At 47.3% G+C, this 20,400-nt stretch carries 12 protein-coding genes and 1 pseudogene; 12 read left to right on the top strand and 1 reads right to left on the bottom strand.

Going from position 1 to position 20,400, the window contains the following annotated elements:
• The first annotated feature begins 22 nt into the window (after window positions 1-22).
• From E5331_RS05635 to E5331_RS05605, 7 genes are all read left to right on the top strand, one after another.
• The gene (locus E5331_RS05635) at window positions 23-1,444 is read left to right on the top strand and encodes a TolC family protein (RefSeq protein WP_275441097.1); all 1,422 of its coding nucleotides are present in this window, start codon (window positions 23-25) and stop codon (window positions 1,442-1,444) included.
• Window positions 1,445-1,739: 295 nt separating this feature from the next.
• Window positions 1,740-3,950, top strand: a complete 2,211-nt coding sequence (locus E5331_RS05630; protein ID WP_123483625.1) for a hypothetical protein — start codon at window positions 1,740-1,742, stop codon at window positions 3,948-3,950.
• Between the two features lie 17 nt (window positions 3,951-3,967).
• A complete protein-coding gene (locus E5331_RS05625) occupies window positions 3,968-6,487 on the top strand; it encodes an alpha-L-arabinofuranosidase C-terminal domain-containing protein (RefSeq protein WP_123483626.1) in 2,520 nt (839 codons plus the stop codon).
• Between the two features lie 726 nt (window positions 6,488-7,213).
• A complete protein-coding gene (locus tag E5331_RS05620; RefSeq protein ID WP_123483627.1) occupies window positions 7,214-8,335 on the top strand; it encodes a 6-bladed beta-propeller in 1,122 nt (373 codons plus the stop codon).
• Window positions 8,336-8,453: 118 nt separating this feature from the next.
• Entirely contained in the window at window positions 8,454-9,608 is a 1,155-nt protein-coding gene (locus tag E5331_RS05615; protein ID WP_123483628.1) for a 6-bladed beta-propeller, read from the top strand.
• A gap of 298 nt (window positions 9,609-9,906) precedes the next feature.
• A complete protein-coding gene (locus E5331_RS05610) occupies window positions 9,907-10,689 on the top strand; it encodes a 6-bladed beta-propeller (protein ID WP_168355157.1) in 783 nt (260 codons plus the stop codon).
• On the top strand, window positions 10,676-10,942 hold the full coding sequence (locus E5331_RS05605) for a hypothetical protein (protein ID WP_135984188.1): 267 nt from the start codon (window positions 10,676-10,678) through the stop codon (window positions 10,940-10,942). Before E5331_RS05610 ends, E5331_RS05605 begins: the two co-directional genes overlap by 14 nt.
• A 301-nt stretch (window positions 10,943-11,243) precedes the next feature.
• Here E5331_RS05605 and E5331_RS05600 read toward each other — a convergent pair whose 3' ends face one another.
• A complete protein-coding gene (locus E5331_RS05600; protein WP_135984186.1) occupies window positions 11,244-11,489 on the bottom strand; it encodes a hypothetical protein in 246 nt (81 codons plus the stop codon).
• 412 nt (window positions 11,490-11,901) lie between these two features.
• On the opposite strand from E5331_RS05600, the gene E5331_RS05595 reads away from it, so the two are divergent.
• The 5 genes and pseudogenes from E5331_RS05595 (at window position 11,902) to E5331_RS05575 (ending at window position 20,133) form a co-directional block, all read left to right on the top strand.
• Entirely contained in the window at window positions 11,902-14,862 is a 2,961-nt protein-coding gene (locus E5331_RS05595) for an alpha-L-rhamnosidase (protein WP_168355156.1), read from the top strand.
• A gap of 42 nt (window positions 14,863-14,904) precedes the next feature.
• Window positions 14,905-16,143 carry a DegT/DnrJ/EryC1/StrS family aminotransferase gene (locus E5331_RS05590; protein WP_123483631.1) on the top strand — a complete coding sequence of 413 codons (1,239 nt, stop codon included), beginning with the start codon at window positions 14,905-14,907 and terminating at the stop codon, window positions 16,141-16,143.
• A gap of 175 nt (window positions 16,144-16,318) precedes the next feature.
• A pseudogene (locus E5331_RS05585) lies at window positions 16,319-16,978 on the top strand (succinate dehydrogenase cytochrome b subunit); the annotation flags it as partial.
• Window positions 16,979-17,352: 374 nt separating this feature from the next.
• Window positions 17,353-19,347, top strand: coding sequence for a fumarate reductase/succinate dehydrogenase flavoprotein subunit (locus tag E5331_RS05580; RefSeq protein WP_123483657.1), 1,995 nt, complete (start codon window positions 17,353-17,355; stop codon window positions 19,345-19,347).
• 27 nt (window positions 19,348-19,374) lie between these two features.
• Window positions 19,375-20,133, top strand: coding sequence for a succinate dehydrogenase/fumarate reductase iron-sulfur subunit (locus tag E5331_RS05575; RefSeq protein ID WP_123483633.1), 759 nt, complete (start codon window positions 19,375-19,377; stop codon window positions 20,131-20,133).
• Window positions 20,134-20,400: the final 267 nt, after the last annotated feature.

The following is a 20,400-nucleotide window of genomic DNA, read 5'->3' as shown; positions in this document are numbered from 1 at the left end:
AGATCTAAAGATGCGATACAATTTGAAATCAAATATAATTCTGTCGGTGCTACTTGCCTGCACAATGGCGTTTGCCTCATGTTCGGGAGTGAAGGGGCTTGCGAAGCCCGACCTTCAGATGCCTTCGGCGTTCATGGACAGCCCGACCACTGATTCTCTTTCGATTGCCGATATGGATTGGTGGGAATTTTTTACGGATGAACCGCTGAGGGAGATAATTATGCGTACTCTTGAGAATAACCGCGATATGCTCAAGGCACAGGCACGGGTTGATGAGCTTCGTGCCCTCTATGGCGTGGAGAAGGTCAACATGTTGCCTGAAATCACCGGCACGGTTGGAGCTGACCATGAGACCAATAACTATCATGGCGACGGTGTGGATAAAGATCCGGAATTTGACCTTAAACTATCCGTAGGTTGGGAGATAAATCTATGGGGAGCCCTCACGTGGGCACGTCGTCAGAGCAAGGCGAAGTATGTGGCTACGGTGGAAGATATGCGTGCCATGCGTATGACTCTCATATCGCAGGTGGCATCCGCTTATTTCAGACTTATAGCTCTCGATAATGAGCTTGAGATCGTGCGTCAGACTCTATTGACCCGTCAGGAATCTCTTGAACAGGCACGTCTTCGTTTTGAGGGTGGTCTCACGTCGGAGACTGTATATCAGCAGGCAAAGGTGGAGTATGCCACCACTGCATCGCTTGTGCCGAATCTTGAGAGTGAAATCAATAAGGCACGCAATGCCATAACGCTTCTGATGGGGGAATATCCGGAGAAGGAGATTCGCCGATCGGCATTGAGCCTGTATGAGAATCTGCCGGAACGTCTTCCGGTAGGTGTGCCCTCATCACTGTTGCAGCGTCGTCCCGACCTGCGCAGGGCGCAGCAGAACCTGGAGGCGGCTATGGCGGATGTCGGTCTGAAATATGCCAACCGTTTTCCGAATCTGAAGATCTCCTTGTCAGGAGGTCTGGAGAATGATGAGCTGTCTACTTTCTTCAAATCCCCGTGGACTTACGTGGGAGGAAACATTGCCGGACCGATTTTCGATTTCGGGCGACGTAAGAAGAAATATGAGGCTTCGAAAGCCGCCTACGAACAGGCGCGTTATTCCTACGAGCAGGCAGTGATAAGCGCATTTACTGAGGTAAGCAATGCCGTGGTAGATTACCAGAAGGCGCATGAGTCGGCATTACTGAAGTCGGAGCTTTGCGATGCCGCCACAAAATACGTGCAGCTTGCCCATGTGCAGTACCGTGGCGGAAGTCTCAACTATATAGACGTGCTCGACGCACAGCGACGTTTCTTCGATGCCCGCATCGGACTCAGTAATGCCCTTCGCAACGAATACCTTGCCATAGTCAATCTCTATAAGGCACTCGGTGGAGGACTTGACCCGTCGCCCAAATCCACCGCCCATTCCACATCTCCAACCCATTAGTAATCCAATCTGCCTGTAATAATGGAACCGGTTGAAACTTTATTATCCCGGTGGTCCGACAATACAGATTCAAACACAAAAAGCAGGTCACCATGACGGTTGCCTGCTTTTTGTGTATGTATGGGGTTGAAAGTTGTGTGCTGACGTGTCGGTTTACAACTTTGGCAGGGATGACAACAGAGTTGTCGGATGTTTTTATGTTATTTTGCGGAAACCGACTCATCCGGCTGTTGACTGACCTATCTTTTTGCCGGAATGTGGTCAATGCTATAGAATCAGATTGAATTTATATATCATGAGACAGAACAGAAAAGATTATGCGCGCTTGTGGCGCGTGGGCGTGGCTTTACCATTGTTGGCGTCAATGGGCGCCGGTGTGTCGCCGATGATGGCAGACGACAATGTGAAGACCACGTTCCAGACTTCGCGTGAATGGCGTCCTACTATTGATAACCGTGCGGATGCCGTGATGGTGTATGGTGTGGGTGGCAATCCTTCCGACAGGAATGGAAACCGTAATTTTGAGAGTCGCGTGAAGAGCTGGCGCGACCGTGGCTATACAGTGCATTTCATGACCGGAATCGCATGGGGCGAGTATCAGGATTATTTCACCGGGAAATGGGACGGTCGTTCCCATCTTGATGAAGGACAGGTGACGCAGCGCGGCGACACTATCTGGCACGGGCACCTTGTGCCTTATATCGTGCCGTCGATGAACTTCCTGAAATATCTGAAGGAGGCTCACGTGAAGCGCGTGATTGATGCCGGTATTGACGCTATCTTTATGGAGGAGCCTGAGTTCTGGGCGCGTTCGGGATATAGCGATGCTTTCAAACGCGAATGGAAGGAGTATTATGGCACTGAATGGCAACCGCAGCATGAGTCGCCCGAAGCTACGTATCTCTCCAATAAATTGAAGTATCATCTCTATTATCGTGCGTTGAATGAGGTGTTCACCTACGCCAAGGAGTATGGCAAGACGCTTGGTCGGGATATAAAGTGCTATGTGCCTACCCATTCTCTCGTCAACTACTCTCAGTGGCAGATTGTCAGCCCGGAGGCGAGTCTTGCATCTCTGCCTTGCGTTGACGGATATATCGCACAGGTGTGGACCGGAACTTCCCGCGAACCGAATTATTATAATGGCAAGGCACGCGAGAGGGTATTTGAGACTGCTTTCCTTGAATACGGCTCTATGGAGTCGATGACCGCACCGACGGGCAGAAAGATGTTCTTCCTCACTGACCCGATTGAGGACCGTGCGAAGGATTGGGATGACTATAAGCGTAATTATCAGGCTACCTTTACTGCCAAACTTCTCTATCCCGGTGTAGGCGACTATGAGATAATGCCTTGGCCTGAACGTATCTATGAGGGGCTTTACCGCGTGAGTGCCGACAGCGATGAGAAGACGAAGATTCCGCGTTTCTACTCTGCGCAGATGCAGGTGATGGTGAATGCCTTGAATAAGATGCCGGTGGTGAAGAACACTGTCAGCGGCAACCAGGGTATCGGCGTGCTGATGTCAAACTCCCTTATGTTCCAGCGTTTCCCGCTTCATGAAGGTTATGACGATCCGCAGCTCGCGAATTTCTACGGCATGGCGATTCCTCTTGTAAAGAGGGGTGTGCCTGTTAAGACTGTGCATATCGAGAATCTCGGATTCCCCGCTACGCTTGCATCGACGAAGGTGCTCGTGATGACTTATTCTAATATGAAACCGCTTGACCCGGCTGCTCATGAGCATCTTGCCGAATGGGTGAAGAAGGGTGGTGTGCTTCTGTTCTGCGGCTCGGATAAGGACCCATTCCAGAGTGTGCCGGAATGGTGGAACAACGGCGGCAATTCATACGCTGCACCGTCGCAGCATCTCTTCTCTATGATGGGTATGCCGCAGAATGCCGGTGAAGGTAACTATAAGGTAGGGAAGGGCACTGTATGCGTGATGCGTCATGACCCGAAGGAGTTCATTCTGAATGAGAATGGTGATGCCGGATATATATCTACGTTGACCGGTCTTTATGAGAAGCAGGCTAAGGGTGGCGCACTCAAATTCAAGAACAACTATCTGCTTCAGCGCGGTCCCTACACTCTCGCTGCTGTGGTTGATGAGAGTGTGAGCGATGAGCCGCTTACTCTGAAAGGTAAGTATATAGATATGTTTGACCATACGCTCCCGATGAAGGATGAGGTGACTGTTACACCAAACACACAGGTTATGCTTCTCGATGTCGCTAAGGTGAAGGATGGCAAGAAGCCACAGGTGCTTGCCGCTTCTTTCCGTGAGAGCGATGAGAAGAGAGCGAAAGGGGAGTACACATTTGTAGCAAAAAGTCCGATCGATACAGACGGCGTGGCACGTGTGCTTCTCCCCTCAGCACCCAAGAGTGTGCTGATAGATGGAAAGGAATCATTGGTTTCCAATGCATGGGATGCAGCTTCAAGAACGTATCTAATTAACTTCGAGAATAACCCCGACGGACGCAAGGTGACCTTCCGTTGGTAATATTAATCATCAATTAAATGACTAATCTACTGAAATATGCTATTGCGGCGGCAATGATATCTCTGTCGGTGTCAGCCGTTGCCGAGAGCCGGATAGATATAAATTTAAAGAAAACCGGTGACAAGGTGCCGGCTACGCTCTATGGCGTATTCTTTGAGGAGATATCCGGAGCCGGCGACGGCGGACTATACGCCGAGATGGTGCGCAACCGTGGCTTTGAGGAGGGTACTCTTCCGACCGGCTGCACGCTTGATGCCGACGGCTTTGCCGCCGCTCCGACTGCGCGTTGCTATTCCAATGATTCCATCAACAATTTCAAGGTGCGTTGGGGTGCCGACCGTGGCATGACCGCGTGGCGCACGCAGTATGCCGACGGCTCACAGGCATCTTCGCAAATCACCGATGAATATCCGTTAAATTCCGCAACGCCTCATTCTCTGCGCATTGACCTCAGCCGCGCCCATCGCGACGTGTCGGCTGTAAATACCGGATACTGGGGTATGGCAATCGAGAAAGGGAAAACGTATCGTCTCAGTCTATATCTGCGAGGGGAGGGTGCCCGTCGATGCACGGCTTCGCTCGTGGATGCTGCCGGAAAGTCTCTTGCCTCCGCTCAGATAAATATAGATTCCGATGGCGAATGGCACAAGTATGACGCCACTTTTGTCGCCGATGATTCGTGCGACAAGGCATCCCTTAGCCTGTCGTTCCCTCCGGAGGGTACTATATGGCTTGATTTTGTGTCGCTGTTTCCTGCCGATACCTACCGCAACCGTCCCAATGGGCTTCGTCGGGATATCGCCACAACCATCGAGGAGTTGAAACCGGCATTTATCCGCTGGCCCGGCGGTTGTATCGTGGAAGGTCTTACGCTGGATAACCGTGTGAATTGGAAAGAGACGATAGGTGATCCGGTGAAACGTCCCGGTGAATATGATCTCTGGGGCTACCGTAGCACCTACGGTTTTGGTTACCATGAATTTCTGCAATTCTGTGAGGATATCGGTGCCGATGGTATGTTTGTGTGCAATGCCGGTATGTCGTGTCTGTTCCGTAACGGTGACTATGTGGATGGTGACGACCTTGAACCGCTGATTCAGGATGCTCTTGACGCGATAGAGTATGCCATAGGCGATACCTCTACACGTTGGGGTGCGGAACGTGCCCGCAACGGGCATCCGGAGCCATTCCCTCTGCGATATGTTGAGGTAGGAAATGAGAATGTGTTTGGTAGATATGCCGTAAACTATAACCGTTTCCATAAGGCTATTAAGGAGCGTTATCCGCAGATTGAGCTTATAACGGCTCTCATGTTCAGCAAGGATGTCGAAAAACTTGATGAGGTGGAGATTATCGATCCGCATTATTATGAGACTGCCGACTGGTTCTATAATAATGCCGATGTCTACGACAAACTCCCTTCGCGTCTCCCCTACAAGGTGTATATAGGTGAATATGCCGCTACCGGACGTAACAATCTCTATTCTTCGCTTGCCGAGGCTGCATTCCTTACCGGGGTGGAGCGGAATGGCGACAAGGTGCAACTCGTGTCGTATGCACCATTGTTGCAGAATGCCCATTATGGCAAGGGTCATCTGATTGTGTATGATGGTAAGCAGACTTACGGACGTTCGAATTATCATCTCTTGAAGGCGTTTGCTGAGAATCGTCCTGATGTTAATGTGAATACGGTGATAAGAGGGGAGGATACCGCTGTCCCGTTCGCGCCTCATGGATTTATCGGTCTTGGCACGGCAAATGCGTCTGCGGAGTTCCGCGATATACGGATTGAATCCGGTGGTAAACTGGTATATTCCTCTGAACGTGATGGTATTGACGGCAGATGGAGTCCGCTGAGAGGTAAATGGGAGTTTGGTGCGGATGGCACCATCATTCAGACAGAGGCGTCGCATGAGTCAATTATCAAGCTCAACGACCTTACCACCGGCGACTGCACAATACGTCTTAAAGCCAAAAAGACAGATGGAAGGGAAAGTATGCGCGTGATTTTCGGTATGGAGAATGAGGGTAAGTATTTCATGGCGGATTTAGGCAGTCATTCCAATGAATCTGTAATCTTCCGTGAGATCAGCGAGAAGGGTTCCGTATCGCTGTTCGACTACCGCAATCAGTTGCCGATTCTCAAAGACAAATGGTATGACGTGTGCATCAAGATACGTGGCAATAAATGGACCTGTTATCTTGACGGTAAGGAGGCGTATACCTACAACTATCGCGTTGTCAACAAGCATTATGCGGTTGCCGGCGTTGATAAGGATCGCAAAGAGTTGATAGTAAAGATGGTGAACGGACGTACTGAGCCGTGGCGCACGTCGATAGCACTGCGTGGTGGCAGTGCAGCGAATGGAGATGCACGCCGTATAGTCGTTGGAGCCGATGATATCAATGCGGAAAATTCATTTGCCGAACCATTGAAGATCAGTGCACAGGAGAGCAACATGAAAGTTTCCGGCAATACGATAGACGTGGAATGCCCGGCAAGCTCCGCCATGATTCTCCGTATCCCATTGAAATAACCCGAGTCAACCTCCAATAACACAAAGAGTCAAGGATGCACGATCCTACGCGCATCCTTGACTCTTTGTGTTATATCATTTTTATCGATTGTTGTCGGGTCAATTGTAGAGGCGGAGCCATTTGGTATGCAACCAACATTTTGGAGTTTCCGTCATTTTCGGGCTAAAACATTTTGGAGTTTTCGTCAAAATGATTACTTTTATGTTAAGAATAAGCAGATTGCTCAATTATGGAAAGAGGAATATTCCGATGCAAGATATACGACAAGATTAAGGAATGGAAATCATGGTCAGATGGTTTCGTAGAAAATTCTCATCAAGGATAAGGTCACACTATCTTCTTTACACAAAAGACATACGTTGTGAGGAAGATTTGATTTGTCTGCCGGTCTATAGGCAGGACTATTGTGAAGTTCAAACTGAAAACTGCGATTGTTCCAAAACAAAAGCATGTTGAACCATACTTAAAAAACAATATGTTACAAAAAAGACACTATTTTGATACAATTATGAAAGTCAGGGTTACAAATAATAAAATCTTTTAGACAAAAAGAAATATCATTTAGAAGATTTATATCTAACTTTGCATCGATACTTATCTAAGTAAGACAAACTCAATTTCTGTTATTCTTAGAATGGCATTATGTAAATGACTTCAATAAGAAAAAATCAAAATCAATATACTTTGACAATTATAGTTGTTTATGATTTCAATATCATTCATCAATGGCAAATTTAAAGAATATTTTATTTTCTGCGTTGCTTCTATGTGGTTTAGCTTCATGCAGAAATACAGATGAAAATGCCGGTTCACCTGTGACCGGCTATGATACGGAAGTATCAGCGGAATGTCTGTCATCATTGATTTCCGACTTCGAATGTCTCCAGCTTGAATGTAAACCGGAATGTCTCCTGACAAATATAAACAAGATTGAGATGACCGACTCATTACTCATCATTTCCGACATGGAACATCTCTTTGCATTTACGAAAGATGGAAAATTCTCCCATGTGTTCGGGGCAAAAGGGAATGCTGAAAATGAGTATATTGTCATTGGCACTTTCATGATTGATCCCGAAGGGAAGGTCGTACTGGTGGATCCTTATTCCGGCAAATTCATATATTTCCGACAAAATGGCGAGTTTATCTCATCAACCAAGGTTGATCAATCCATCTTAATGAATATTCAAGATGGATGTTTTGTAGATAAAGACAGAATATTCACCAGCCAATATATCTATAATGACCAGAACACCGCATTCACATTGATCGACTTGAATAAGAAAATAGTACAGGAGGTTGCAAAGACACCTATGCGTACTGACAATACAATGGAACGGATCGGGTTCCACCCTTTCTCCCACTATCAGGATTCTATCAAATGGATCCTTCCATTTGAGCCAAAGGTTTATGGACTCAACTCCGGCTGCATATATGATATCCTCACATCAGAAACGGTATGTGCTAACCTCGGGGAAATAAATAATTTTTCAATCATGACATACATGGATTTTATGCAGAAAAACATGTTCATCGGGTTTACTGATATCTTTGAAACGTCCGGACACATAATCTTACCATGTAGCAACCTTGACTGCACAATTATAAACAAAAAAGATTTGTCTTGTCGTCATTTCTTTACTGAATCCGGAAAAATCGCCTCAATGCAATTGTTTGGCATGCGTTACGCAGGTGGTGACACACTCATAGGTATGTTGATGCCGTTCCAACTCCAGAATATGGAGTTTGCTGAAAATTGTGATGCCGGACTTTTAAAACTAAAAACTCTTAAACAGTCATTTGACAAAGACGGCAATCCTATAATCCTATTCTACTCAATAGAATAGCTAAGAGTTGACTCAGTTGAAATGATACTCACTAAAACGTCTATAAACTAAAAACTCTCAACAAATCTCCCTATGTAACAATGATTTAATCTTTGTCACACCAAACAAAAACATCCACATGAGACGTAACCCTTTTTTCACATTCTTAGGCATCATGGTTTTAGCCGTTTTGCTAAACAACGCATGTAAAAACGAAAAGACACTTAGCGAATTTACTGTCGAGATTGAAAATAATGACGAGAACGTTTCTGAACAATTTGATTCCATTTTCAAATATTCCGGACATGTCGTCCTTAGTACGGATGACCAATCAATTCTTGGGAATATTAACAAGGTATATGTTGATAACGACACGCTATATATAATGCATGAAAATTCTCACATTGCCTCATTTGACAAAAGCGGAGCATATATCAGAGATTATAGTCACCTTGGTCATGGTCATGGGGAATATATATCACTCTCCGATTTCGACATACATGACGATTTCTTATATCTCCTCTCAGACAATAAAATCTTAATATATGATAAACAAAACAATTATTCCGGCACGATAGATCTACCCAATGCCGCGCAAGGGCTATGCGTGATGGATTCAGGTATAGCATTAAATAACGAATTCGGGTATGGCGACAGCTCCACTGTAGATCATTTCTGCTATTCCTTCATATCAAACGATGGGAAAGTTATCAACCGGGTACGATTTAATGATGCGTTGCTCGGTCATACATACTCTACAAACGGACAAGTCGGTAAATTCATAAAAAATGGCAATCGAGTCTACACCTATTTCCCATATAACGAGACTATCTATGAGATTGATTCCATTTCCGGTGACATCAAACCATTAGTTGATCTAAAAATGGAGACTCGCCACATCGGAGCGGATACGGAAGCCCAAGAGGTTGATCGTATTCTGAAATCTAATGTCGCAAAGGTATTTCATGCTGCTTATATCTATGGCGACTTACTTTTCTTTTCCTATTTTGACAACAGGATAAAAAGCGTGCTCTGCTCTCTGCAAGGGAAGATATATCTTAACGGAGCTGCCACAATTGATTCAAACGGACTGCCTATTTCTTTTTACGGATTATACACTTCTTCACCATCCGACAGCATACTTAGCATCGTGCCTGCCCCGGTTGTGAAATCAATCGCATCTGGGAAAAATGGTCTGTCGGAATATCCTGTAATCAACGAAATTTCGCAACAGCTCGAGTCGGATTCAAATCCGGTATTAGTCTTTTATCGGCTAAACAAGCAGTCGCTTTAGATATCGAGATTACCTCCGGAACGACATATTTCATGTGTATCTCAAAACCTTAAATGGTTTAATGTTTAATGTTTATGGTTTATGATCATTAAATTTTGTATAATGAAAAGATTCGTGGATTTTTGTGAATCTTAAACCTTAAACTATAAACTTTAAACCCCTGAAGTGCAGCTTGCGAAACTTCAGTTATTTAACAAATAGGACATATAGATATAAATTCTTCGGCTATGTACTGACTCAGTTGAAATGGTATACAATGGATACAAAATACATTGAAACCATCAAAAAAATAACCACAATGAAAACAACTTTAAAGGTGGCAATCCCTCTTTTTCTATCGTTGGCTATTGTATTGGTCGGATGCTCTGAAAAGAGATCCGACTGTACATCCATACCCCTGAATCTAAGGAAGGTTGCTCGTGATTCAATACCTTATTCGGAATTTGTCGACTCCATCACGTATGTCGATCTTGAAACATCCGACAACTGCATAATCGGCACAATATCCAACATACGCATTGCTGACGGGCAAATCGTGGTTCTTGACGATCTTTCACAACGCGTGATGCTGTTTGACAGCATCGGCAGTTACATACATGATATAGGTAGCCGAGGATTAGGAGCCGGAGAATATATACGTGCCGCCCAAATTGATGTTGACAAAGAAGCGGAAAACATCCTTATACTCGACCACACCGGGTGCGCTGTGCTGAGATATTCGTATGATAACAAATTCATTGGTAAAGATTCCGTAGGATATGCCGATGATATTGTATACCTTGGGAATAACACATATCTGACCGCTAATTACAATGATGCTTCAGACAATGCAGGAATATATCTTGCATCCACATCATCCGGAGAGATCAGAAAACTTGAAGGATGCAGCAATGGTCTGCCTACTAATAAGCCGTGGTTATTTTTCTATGACGATGGAATCATGAGCATCATGACCCGACCTTATGAAAACAGGCTTATGGAATGGAAACAATCTCACATCTGTTGTGGATTTTATTGTCGAACCGTCACCCACCTCTTGGCAGATTCAAGAGATAGGGAAGGATCGAATGAAAGCAACTGAATACATAGATCGTGTGGTCTTCCATAACAGCAGACGTTGGTTTTTCATGTATTTCTGGATGGATGGCGAGGTCAGGCATATATTCTGGGATAAGACCGGCACTAATCCTGAAGTTGTCAGATACTTGAAAAATGATATCGATGGTGTTAACGGAATAGGACTGCCTGTATGCATTGACAATTCATTCGTAATGGTTGTTTCAGAAGAAAATCCTGAGGCAAATCCACGTCTTCAATTCCTGCATCTCAAATGAAAAACAGATATTCAATACGACACCCGCCACATCCGACATGAAGAGGGAAGCCCGCCTGATAATATCCGAAATGTAGAGGCCGTTTGATTCCATATCATGAAATGTGACCGTAGTGTTGGTGTTATCTTAGCGGTAACATTTTGGAGTTTTCGTCATTTTCGGCTCAAAACATTTTGGAGTTTCCGTCATTTTCGGGCTAAAACATTTTGGAGTTTCCGTCAAAATGGTTGCTTTCTTATTAAGAATTAATAGATTACTTGATTGTGGAAAGGATGTGCCTTTTATGAGCCGTGAGGTTCATTTAGTTGTAGAGGCGGAGCCATTTGGTGATGAAATAGAGGAGGGTGATGAAGGCGACAGCGATACATAATGACAGGAGCCATGAGAGACCGAGAGGGTTTTGCAGCAGGTCAATCATGGTGACGGTCAATATGATGGTCGAGATAAGACGTATGTTATTCTGTGCTTTCCACGACATACGGAATTTTCCGCAGAAGAGTAGCACAATCGTGCTGATGATTGTTAGGATTAAATTTGCGATGATCATAGTGTGTGGGATTGAAATGACATACCAACCCCCCACCCCGTAAAGGGGGAGTTAAAGATTCGCACATCAACTCCCCCTTTACGGGGATGGGGGCTGAACCGTATGCAAAGTTATAATTTATTTTTTTGTTGCACAAATTCAGTTAAAATGTTGTAACTTTGGGATGTTTTAGAAGGATATGTGTAAATTAACTGAAGTTTCGCAAGCTGCACTTCAGTGGTTTAAAGTTTATAGTTTAAGGTTTAAGATTCACGAAAATCCACGAATCTTTTCATTATACAAAATTTAATGATCATAAACCATAAACATTAAACCTTAAACCATTTAAGTGAAGCAAGTTGGAAAACTTGCGAAACTTAAATAAATTAACGACATTATGAACTTAACCTTGAGACGAAATTTAATATCACGGATGGGAATAGCGGCTTTTACGATGCTTGCATTTATGCCGGTGGGTGTGTATGCAGGTTCGGGAAGCTTGGTTAAAGGGGAGCATGAGGCAACTGATAGAGAGCGTGACGTTTTTATGGGAGCCGAATGGATCGGGACAGCTTCCGATGACATACCGCTATATCCGGATTATCTTTCTGTGTTTAAGATTGATTTTGATATAGAGGTGGATGCCGGTGGTTCGGCTGCAATACTTTACGGCATGAACGACCCACGTCTGATGAATGTTGACCTTAACATATACAATATCGCTGCTCCTCGTGATGAATCCGCCATAAAGATAGAATTCAGTCATTCGGGAGAGATACGAGTGTTCCGTTATGGGTATCATCCGGCTGACAGCAAGAGCAAACCATTGGGGGTGTATCAGTGTGGAGATGTCTGGGGAAAATCCAATCATGTCAGCATTGCATCTAATCTTGGACATACGGATATATTTGTCAATGGGAAGAAGGTGTGCTATATAGGGATAAATCCTATCGGGAATGGAGGCGACTGGCTGGCGTTCCCGGTATTGGCGGAAATGGGGGTGGATATTTCCGGTAATGCCGTAATCTCAAACTTGAAAGTACGCAATTTCCGGGAACCTTCCAACGTATTGTTCGCCGATTCTGCCGCTCATGCCGTCACAGGGAGGATAAATCTCCCGGAGAGGTCAATGCCGCAACTTCGCACTAATATACCGGTTGACGGTAAGCGTGATGTGAAGTCCGCGAGAATTGATGTGACAGCCAGAGGTATATATGATTTGAAGGTGAATGGCAAACGTGTGACCGAAGGATATTTCTATCCCGGATCCACACAATACAACAAGACACATCTCTTTAATACCTTTGACATAACCCCTTACCTTACGGAAGCGAATAATACGCTGGATGTAAGCATGGGGGAGGGATGGTGGAGCGGTCCTGCCACTTTTATGGGGGAGATGTGGAATTTCTATGGCGACAGGCAATCCTTGCTTGCTTGTGTGACGGTGGAATATACGGATGGAACCGTCTTATGCTACCCGACATTGCCGTCCACATGGGAATATTGTGCAGATGGCGCAAACGTGGTTGGAAGTTTTTTCAACGGAGAGATATATGATGCCACGCGCCGAGCGTCGGATATGACCTGGCATCCGGCAGAGAGGGTCGGTTGCGACTCCACCACTTATCCATTCCCCGGAGGCTGGGATAACGTGGTCATCCGTAGGGATTACGGAGATAAGGTTGTGGCTGCCGACACATTGACCGCCGTCTCTGTCGTGGAGCCGAGGAAGGGTGTCTTCATCTATGATTTCGGACAGAATTTTGCCGGAGTGCCTCTTCTGCGTCTGTCGGGTCAGAAACGGGGTACGGAAGTAGCCATGAGATATGCGGAGGTGCTCTATCCCGATATGGAGCGGTATGGTGCCAACAGAGGTATGATAATGACCGAGAATATCAGGGCGGCAATGAACAAGGATGTATACGTGGCTGCCGGAGAGGAAGAGGAATATTTCTCTCCACGTTTCACGTTGCATGGTTTCAGGTATGTCGAGATCACTGGAATAGACAAACCTCTCCCGGTAGAGGATGTGAAGGCAGTGGCGTTAAGTTCAATTGATAAGTTTAAGGCATCGTTTGAATGCTCGGATACACTTGTCAACCGACTGTGGAAAAATATATTATGGTCAACACGCTCCAATTTCATATCCATACCTACCGATTGCCCTCAGCGTAATGAGCGGCTCGGATGGATGGGGGATATCTCCGTATATGCCCCTACCGCCACAAAGATTGCCGATGTCTCGGCAATTCTGCGTCAATATCTTCAGTCTGTGCGCGATTGCCAGACGCCGGAAGGTAAATTTCCCGATGTGGCTCCTACCGGAGTGGGGTTCGGAGGGTTCCTCTGGGGTAGTGCAGGCATCACCGTGCCATACGAGCATTTCCTGCAATATGGCGACACTACTTTAGTGAGGGAGCATTATCCGGCGATGAAACGATATATGGATTACGTCTTTGATAAGACTATTGATCCGCAGACTGGGGTTATGGTGCAGGACAGGGCTTGGGGAGACTTGGGCGATTGGCTTAGTCCGGAATATGATAAGAATGACAAGTCGCTCCTTTGGGAATGTTATCTTATATATGACCTTGACATAATGACTTATCTTGCGAAGGTGGTCGGTAATGATACGGATGCAGCCTTTTATAAGAATAAAGGGGATGAACGCAGGGAGTTTTTCAAAAAGGTGTATGTGGATCCGGCTACGAAGAAGACACGTTTCTCTTCGTTTGACCCGGAGAGGGAGGGTAGGTTTGTCGATACACAGGCATCATACGCTCTCCCCATAGCTATGGGCATCATGGATGATCCTACATTCGCCGACAATTTTATTGCCACCATCACGCGTGAGAATATTGCCGATAACGGGAAGGTGTGTCCTCCGTATTCCCTTATGACAGGGTTCATAGGCACGGCATGGATTCAGGAGGCATTGAGCCGGATAGGAAGGGGTGATGTGGCATACCGGATACTTGCCAATAAGGAATATCCGTCGTGGCTATATCCTGTGACTCAGGGGGCGACCTCTGTATGGGAGCGACTGGATTCTTATACACATACAGATGGATTCGGAGCAAACAACAGTATGAATTCATTCAACCATTATTCATTCGGCTCTGTCGGCAACTGGCTGCTTACCCGCTGTCTCGGCATAAAATATGATGATAATGGCATTACGGTAGCTCCAGATCCTGACATTACGGGTGCCCTCTCTTATGCCAATGGTGAGCTGGAGACGCCATGGGGATTGGTGAAAAGTGGCTGGAAGATTGAGGGGGATAAGGTGAGATATGAGGTGGAGGTGCCGATCGAGTCGTGTTTTGTCGCACCCGACGGCACAAAACATCGGCTTAACATCGGAAAGAATCGTATCATATTGCGAAAGTGAGATTATTTTGGCTAACTTTGCATTAGTTTTTATGACTTTGATATGGAGGAACGGATTTTACTTTGTCTTTGCCACATGAGTGGCAAGGAGATGGACTTTATAAATGAGGCGTTTGCGGAGAATTGGGTGCTCCCGCTCGGTCCGAATGTCAACGGATTGGAGAAGGATCTTGAGAGGATGTTCATACCCACCGCCGACTCAATGCCGAAGGATGGCGTGACGGTGCAGTCGCCTGATCTTCTTTTGAGCCATGACCCCGCTCTGTTGGAGAGGAAACGTATTGTGGCTCTCTCTGCCGGCACGGCTGCAATCCACCTTGGACTTGTGGCTCTCGGTGTCGGGCACGGGGATGAGGTGATGGTGCAGAGTTTCACGTTCAGCGCATCGGCAAACCCCGTGACATACGTCGGTGCAACCCCCGTGTTTGTCGATTCCGAGCCTGACACGTGGAATATGGACCCGCAGCTGCTCGACGAGGCTATCGCCGACCGTGTGGCTAAGACGGGTAAGAAACCGAAGGCGATAATTCCGGTATATCTATATGGTATGCCTGCAAAGATAGATGAGATATTGGCAGTCGCCGCAAAATGGAAGATACCTGTGCTGGAGGATTCCGCCGAAGCATTCGGCAGCCGCTATCGCGGGCAGTATTGCGGCACGTTCGGGCGATTCGGTGTCATGTCGTTCAATGGCAACAAGATGATAACCACTTCCGGAGGTGGTGCGCTGGTATGTCCTGACGAAGAGACTTGGCGTCTCGTGATGAGCTATGCCACACAATCCCGTGAGCCATATCCATGGTATCAGCATGAGCGGATAGGCTATAACTACCGCATGAGCAACATCTCTGCCGGCATCGGACGCGGGCAGATGACGATAGCCGAGGAGCATCTTGCCCACCATCGCCGGGTGCAGCAACAATACCGTGAATTGTTTGCCGACATAGAGGGCATAGAGCTTCATGAGAATCCCGGCGAGGAGTTCGACAGCAATTTCTGGCTTTGTGCAATCACTTTCGTCCCGGATCTGAAGGTGAGGGGCGATGACGGCTGCGGACGTCCCGAGGCAATGCGCCGTGCACTTGAGGCACGCAACATAGAGACGCGCCATCTCTGGAAACCGATGCACCGTCAGCCGGTGTTCGCATCCTGCCCCGCCTACGTCAATGGAGTGAGCGACGATTTGTTCAGCCGTGGGCTGTGTATCCCCGCAGGTCCATACGTGGGAGAAAGGGAGGTGCGTCGCATCGTGGAGGCTATCCGCAGCTCTATTTTGGCATGAGGATGAAAAATACACGGTGAAAACTTTGTATTAATGAACAAAAAAACATAAATTTGCACATAATTCCGTGTGTCATGCAGATGCCATGCGTAAATTGCTTTTTCCCAAAAGGCGACAAACCTAAGATTCTAAACTAAATAACTTAAAATAACTTTAATTAAATTCAGAAACTGCTATGTGGTTATCAAGCTCATCTGTAGGACGTAAGTTCGTCATGGCCGTCACAGGCGCCGTTCTCGTCCTATTCCTCACATTTCACTGTTTGATGAACGCCATAGCCATCTGCTGGCCGGCCGCCTACAACTCCGTCTGCGAGTTCCTTGGCGCAAACTGGTATGCTCTTATAGCTTCAGCAGGTCTGGCTCTGTTCATCGTAGTCCACATCATCTACGCGGTGATGCTGACCCTTCAGAACCGCAAGGCACGTGGCAAGGACCGCTACGCCCTTTCCAGTCGTCCCAAGACTGTGGAATGGTCAAGCCAGAACATGCTCGTGCTTGGTATCGTCATCCTGGCGTTCCTTGCTGTTCACATGATCCAGTTCTGGGCAAAGATGCAGCTCCAGGAGATCCGTGGCGTGCACGACGTTCTGCCCCCGGCAGCCGGCACCCTCTTCATCCAGGAGGCATTCTCTCAGTTCTACACTCCGATCATCTACATCATCGGGTTCATCGCCCTCTGGTTCCACCTCAACCACGGTATCTGGTCTATGTTCCAGTCTATCGGTTGGGATAATCAGGTTTGGATCTGCCGCTTGAAGAAAGTGGCTTGCTGGTGGAGCTCCATCGTCGTGGCTCTCTTCATCATCCAGGCTATCGTGTTCACAGTGAAGGCTCACGACAATTTCTACAAGACTGACGAGACTCTTCGCCAGCAGTATAAGGAGATGCTCGTGCCTATGTTTGAGAAAGACTTCGGTCCGGATGCAGCCAGCGCAATCACTGCAGCTCCGTTCGACCAGATGAAGCAGATGATCAAAGGCACACTCTCTCAGATGGAAGCTCCCGAGGCTCAGAGCTATTTCGCAAATGATCCTCAGTTCCCGTCTCGTCTCGAAACTATCAAGGCTGCCGCCGCTCTCATCGACTATCTTGACGTCGACGTGGAAGAGGCTGCCGTTGAATCCGCTACAGAAACCACTCCCCAAACAGAACCAGAACCAGGCAAGTAATTAGCGATATGGAAAATACAAAAGAAAACATCAGAGTAATGAATCCGGCTGATTCCAAAATCCCGGAGGGTCCTGTCGCTGAGAAATGGACCAACTATAAGGCTCATCAGAAACTCGTCAACCCCGCCAACAAGCGTCGTCTTGACGTGATCGTTGTGGGTACAGGTCTTGCAGGTGCATCTGCTGCCTCCACTCTTGCCGAGCTGGGTTTCAACGTGCTCAACTTCTGCATCCAGGATAGCCCCCGTCGTGCTCACTCTATCGCGGCTCAGGGTGGTATCAATGCAGCAAAGAACTATCAGAACGACGGCGACTCCGTGTATCGTCTTTTCTACGATACTGTGAAGGGTGGTGACTATCGTGCCCGTGAGGCAAACGTCTACCGTCTTGCAGAGGTCGCTAACAATATCATCGACCAGTGTGTGGCTCAGGGCGTGCCTTTCGCACGTGAATATGGTGGGCTTCTCGCCAACCGTTCTTTCGGTGGTGCGCAGGTAAGCCGTACTTTCTATGCAAAGGGTCAGACAGGTCAGCAGCTCCTTCTCGGTGCTTACTCTTCACTCAACCGTCAGATTCAGGCTGGCAAGGTGAAGAGCTACAACCGCTATGAGATGCACGACGTTGTGCTCGTGAAAGACAAGGATGGTGTGGAACGCGCTCGCGGTATCATCGCCAAGAACCTTGTGACCGGTGAGTTCGAGCGTTTCGCTGCTCATGCAGTAGTAATCGCTACCGGTGGCTACGGCAACACCTACTTCCTTTCAACCAACGCTATGGGCTGCAACTGCTCCGCTGCTATGGCTTGCTACCGCAAGGGTGCTTATTTCGCTAACCCCGCTTACGTACAGATCCACCCGACCTGTATCCCCGTGCATGGCGACAAGCAGTCAAAACTTACCCTTATGTCGGAGTCTTTGCGTAATGACGGACGTATCTGGGTGCCCAAGAAGAAAGAGGATGCCGAGAAACTTCAGAAAGGTCAGATCAAGGGTAGCGATATTCCGGAGGAGGATCGCGACTACTATCTCGAGCGTCGTTATCCGGCATTCGGTAACCTTGTTCCGCGTGACGTGGCTTCTCGTGCTGCCAAGGAGCGTTGCGATGCCGGCTTCGGCGTGAACAACACAGGTCTTGCAGTGTTCCTCGACTTCTCCGAGGCTATCAACCGTCTCGGCATCGACGTGGTTCGCCAGCGTTACGGCAACCTCTTCGATATGTATGAGGAGATCACCGACGTGAATCCCGGTGAGTTCGCTCGTGAGGTGAACGGCGTGAACTACTACAACCCGATGATGATCTTCCCCGCTATCCACTACACTATGGGTGGTATCTGGGTTGACTATGAGCTTCAGACTTCTATCAAGGGTCTGTTCGCAATCGGTGAGTGTAACTTCTCTGACCACGGTGCTAACCGTCTTGGTGCATCTGCCCTCATGCAGGGTCTTGCCGACGGTTATTTCGTGCTCCCCTATACAATCCAGAACTATCTGAGCGACCAGATTACAGTACCTCACTTCTCAACTGACCTTCCGGAGTTTGACGCTGCCGAGGCTAAATGTAGAGAGGCTATGGATCGACTCATGAACATCAAGGGTCATCGTTCTGTTGACTCTATCCATAAGGAGCTTGGTCATATCATGTGGGAATACGTCGGTATGGCTCGTGATAAGGAGGGTCTTGAACTCGCTATCAAGAAGCTCGGTGAGCTCCGCAAGGTGTTCAACACCGACCTGTTCGTTCCCGGCACTCAGAAGGGCATGAACGTCGAGCTTGACAAGGCATTCCGTCTTAACGACTTCATCACTATGGGTGAGCTTATCGCATACGACGCACTCAGCCGTAATGAGAGCTGCGGCGGTCACTTCCGCACAGAGTATCAGACTGAAGAGGGTGAGGCAAAACGTGATGATGAGAACTGCTTCTACGTAAGCTGCTGGGATTATGCAGGTAGCGACGCAAAGGCACCCTCACTCATCAAGGAGCCGCTCCACTATGAGGCTATCAAGGTTCAGACTCGTAACTATAAGTCATAATCCTTATATAACACAGAAATTTCAATCATGGAAGAAAATATAATGAAAGTCAACCTCAAGGTTTGGCGTCAGGCCAATCCGAGAGAAAAGGGCGGTTTTGTGACTTATAATGACGTCGAGACCACACCCGATACATCTTTCCTGGAGACCCTCGACATTCTCAATGAGACTCTTATTGAGAAGGGTGAGGAGCCTATCGTGTTCGACCACGACTGCCGCGAGGGTATCTGCGGTATGTGCTCGCTTTATATCAATGGTCATCCCCACGGACCGGCAACAGGTGCGACTACCTGCCAGCTCTACATGCGTCGTTTCCAGAACGGCGAGACTATCACTGTTGAGCCTTGGCGTTCGGCTGCGTTCCCTGTTATCAAGGACCTTATGGTGGACCGTAACGCATTCGACAAGATCCAGCAGGCTGGCGGTTATGTATCGTTCAACTGCGGTGGTGCTCAGGATGCCAACGACCTCCCGATCTCTAAGGTGAATGCTGACGAGGCTATGGACTCTGCAAGCTGTATCGGCTGCGGTGCTTGCGTAGCTGCCTGCAAGAACGGCTCTGCAATGCTCTTCGTGTCGGCTAAGATCAGCCAGCTCGCTCTGCTTCCGCAGGGTGCTGTGGAGAAAGACCGTCGCGTGCGTGCTATGGTTGCCAAGATGGACGAACTCGGATTCGGCAACTGCACTAACACCGGTGCTTGCTCTGCTGAATGTCCGAAGAACATCAAGCTTGCCAACATCGGTCGCATGAACCGTCAGTTCATCGCTGCAAAGTGCAAGGAATAATATCGACGGGCGAATTGTCCCCGGCGACATAATCTGTGGCATACGTCCACGTTAACGTTAAGAGCATGGAGATTCTCAGGCAATGCCTGGCTCTCCATGCTCTTGTTATCATTGAGGAAGAGAGGATTTTGGCAAACCTCATATCTCTTTCAAAATAAGTTTAGAGACTTTAATTAGATTAGTGTAAAATGTTTTGAAAACAAGTGATTATTTATTACTTTTGTAAAGAATTTACAATACTATTAAGAAAGATACGTTATTTGTTGG

It is taken from the genome of Lepagella muris (assembly GCF_004793975.1).
Taxonomy (GTDB): Bacteria; Bacteroidota; Bacteroidia; order Bacteroidales; family Muribaculaceae; genus Lepagella; species Lepagella muris.
This window is presented reverse-complemented; position numbering and strand designations above follow the sequence as displayed.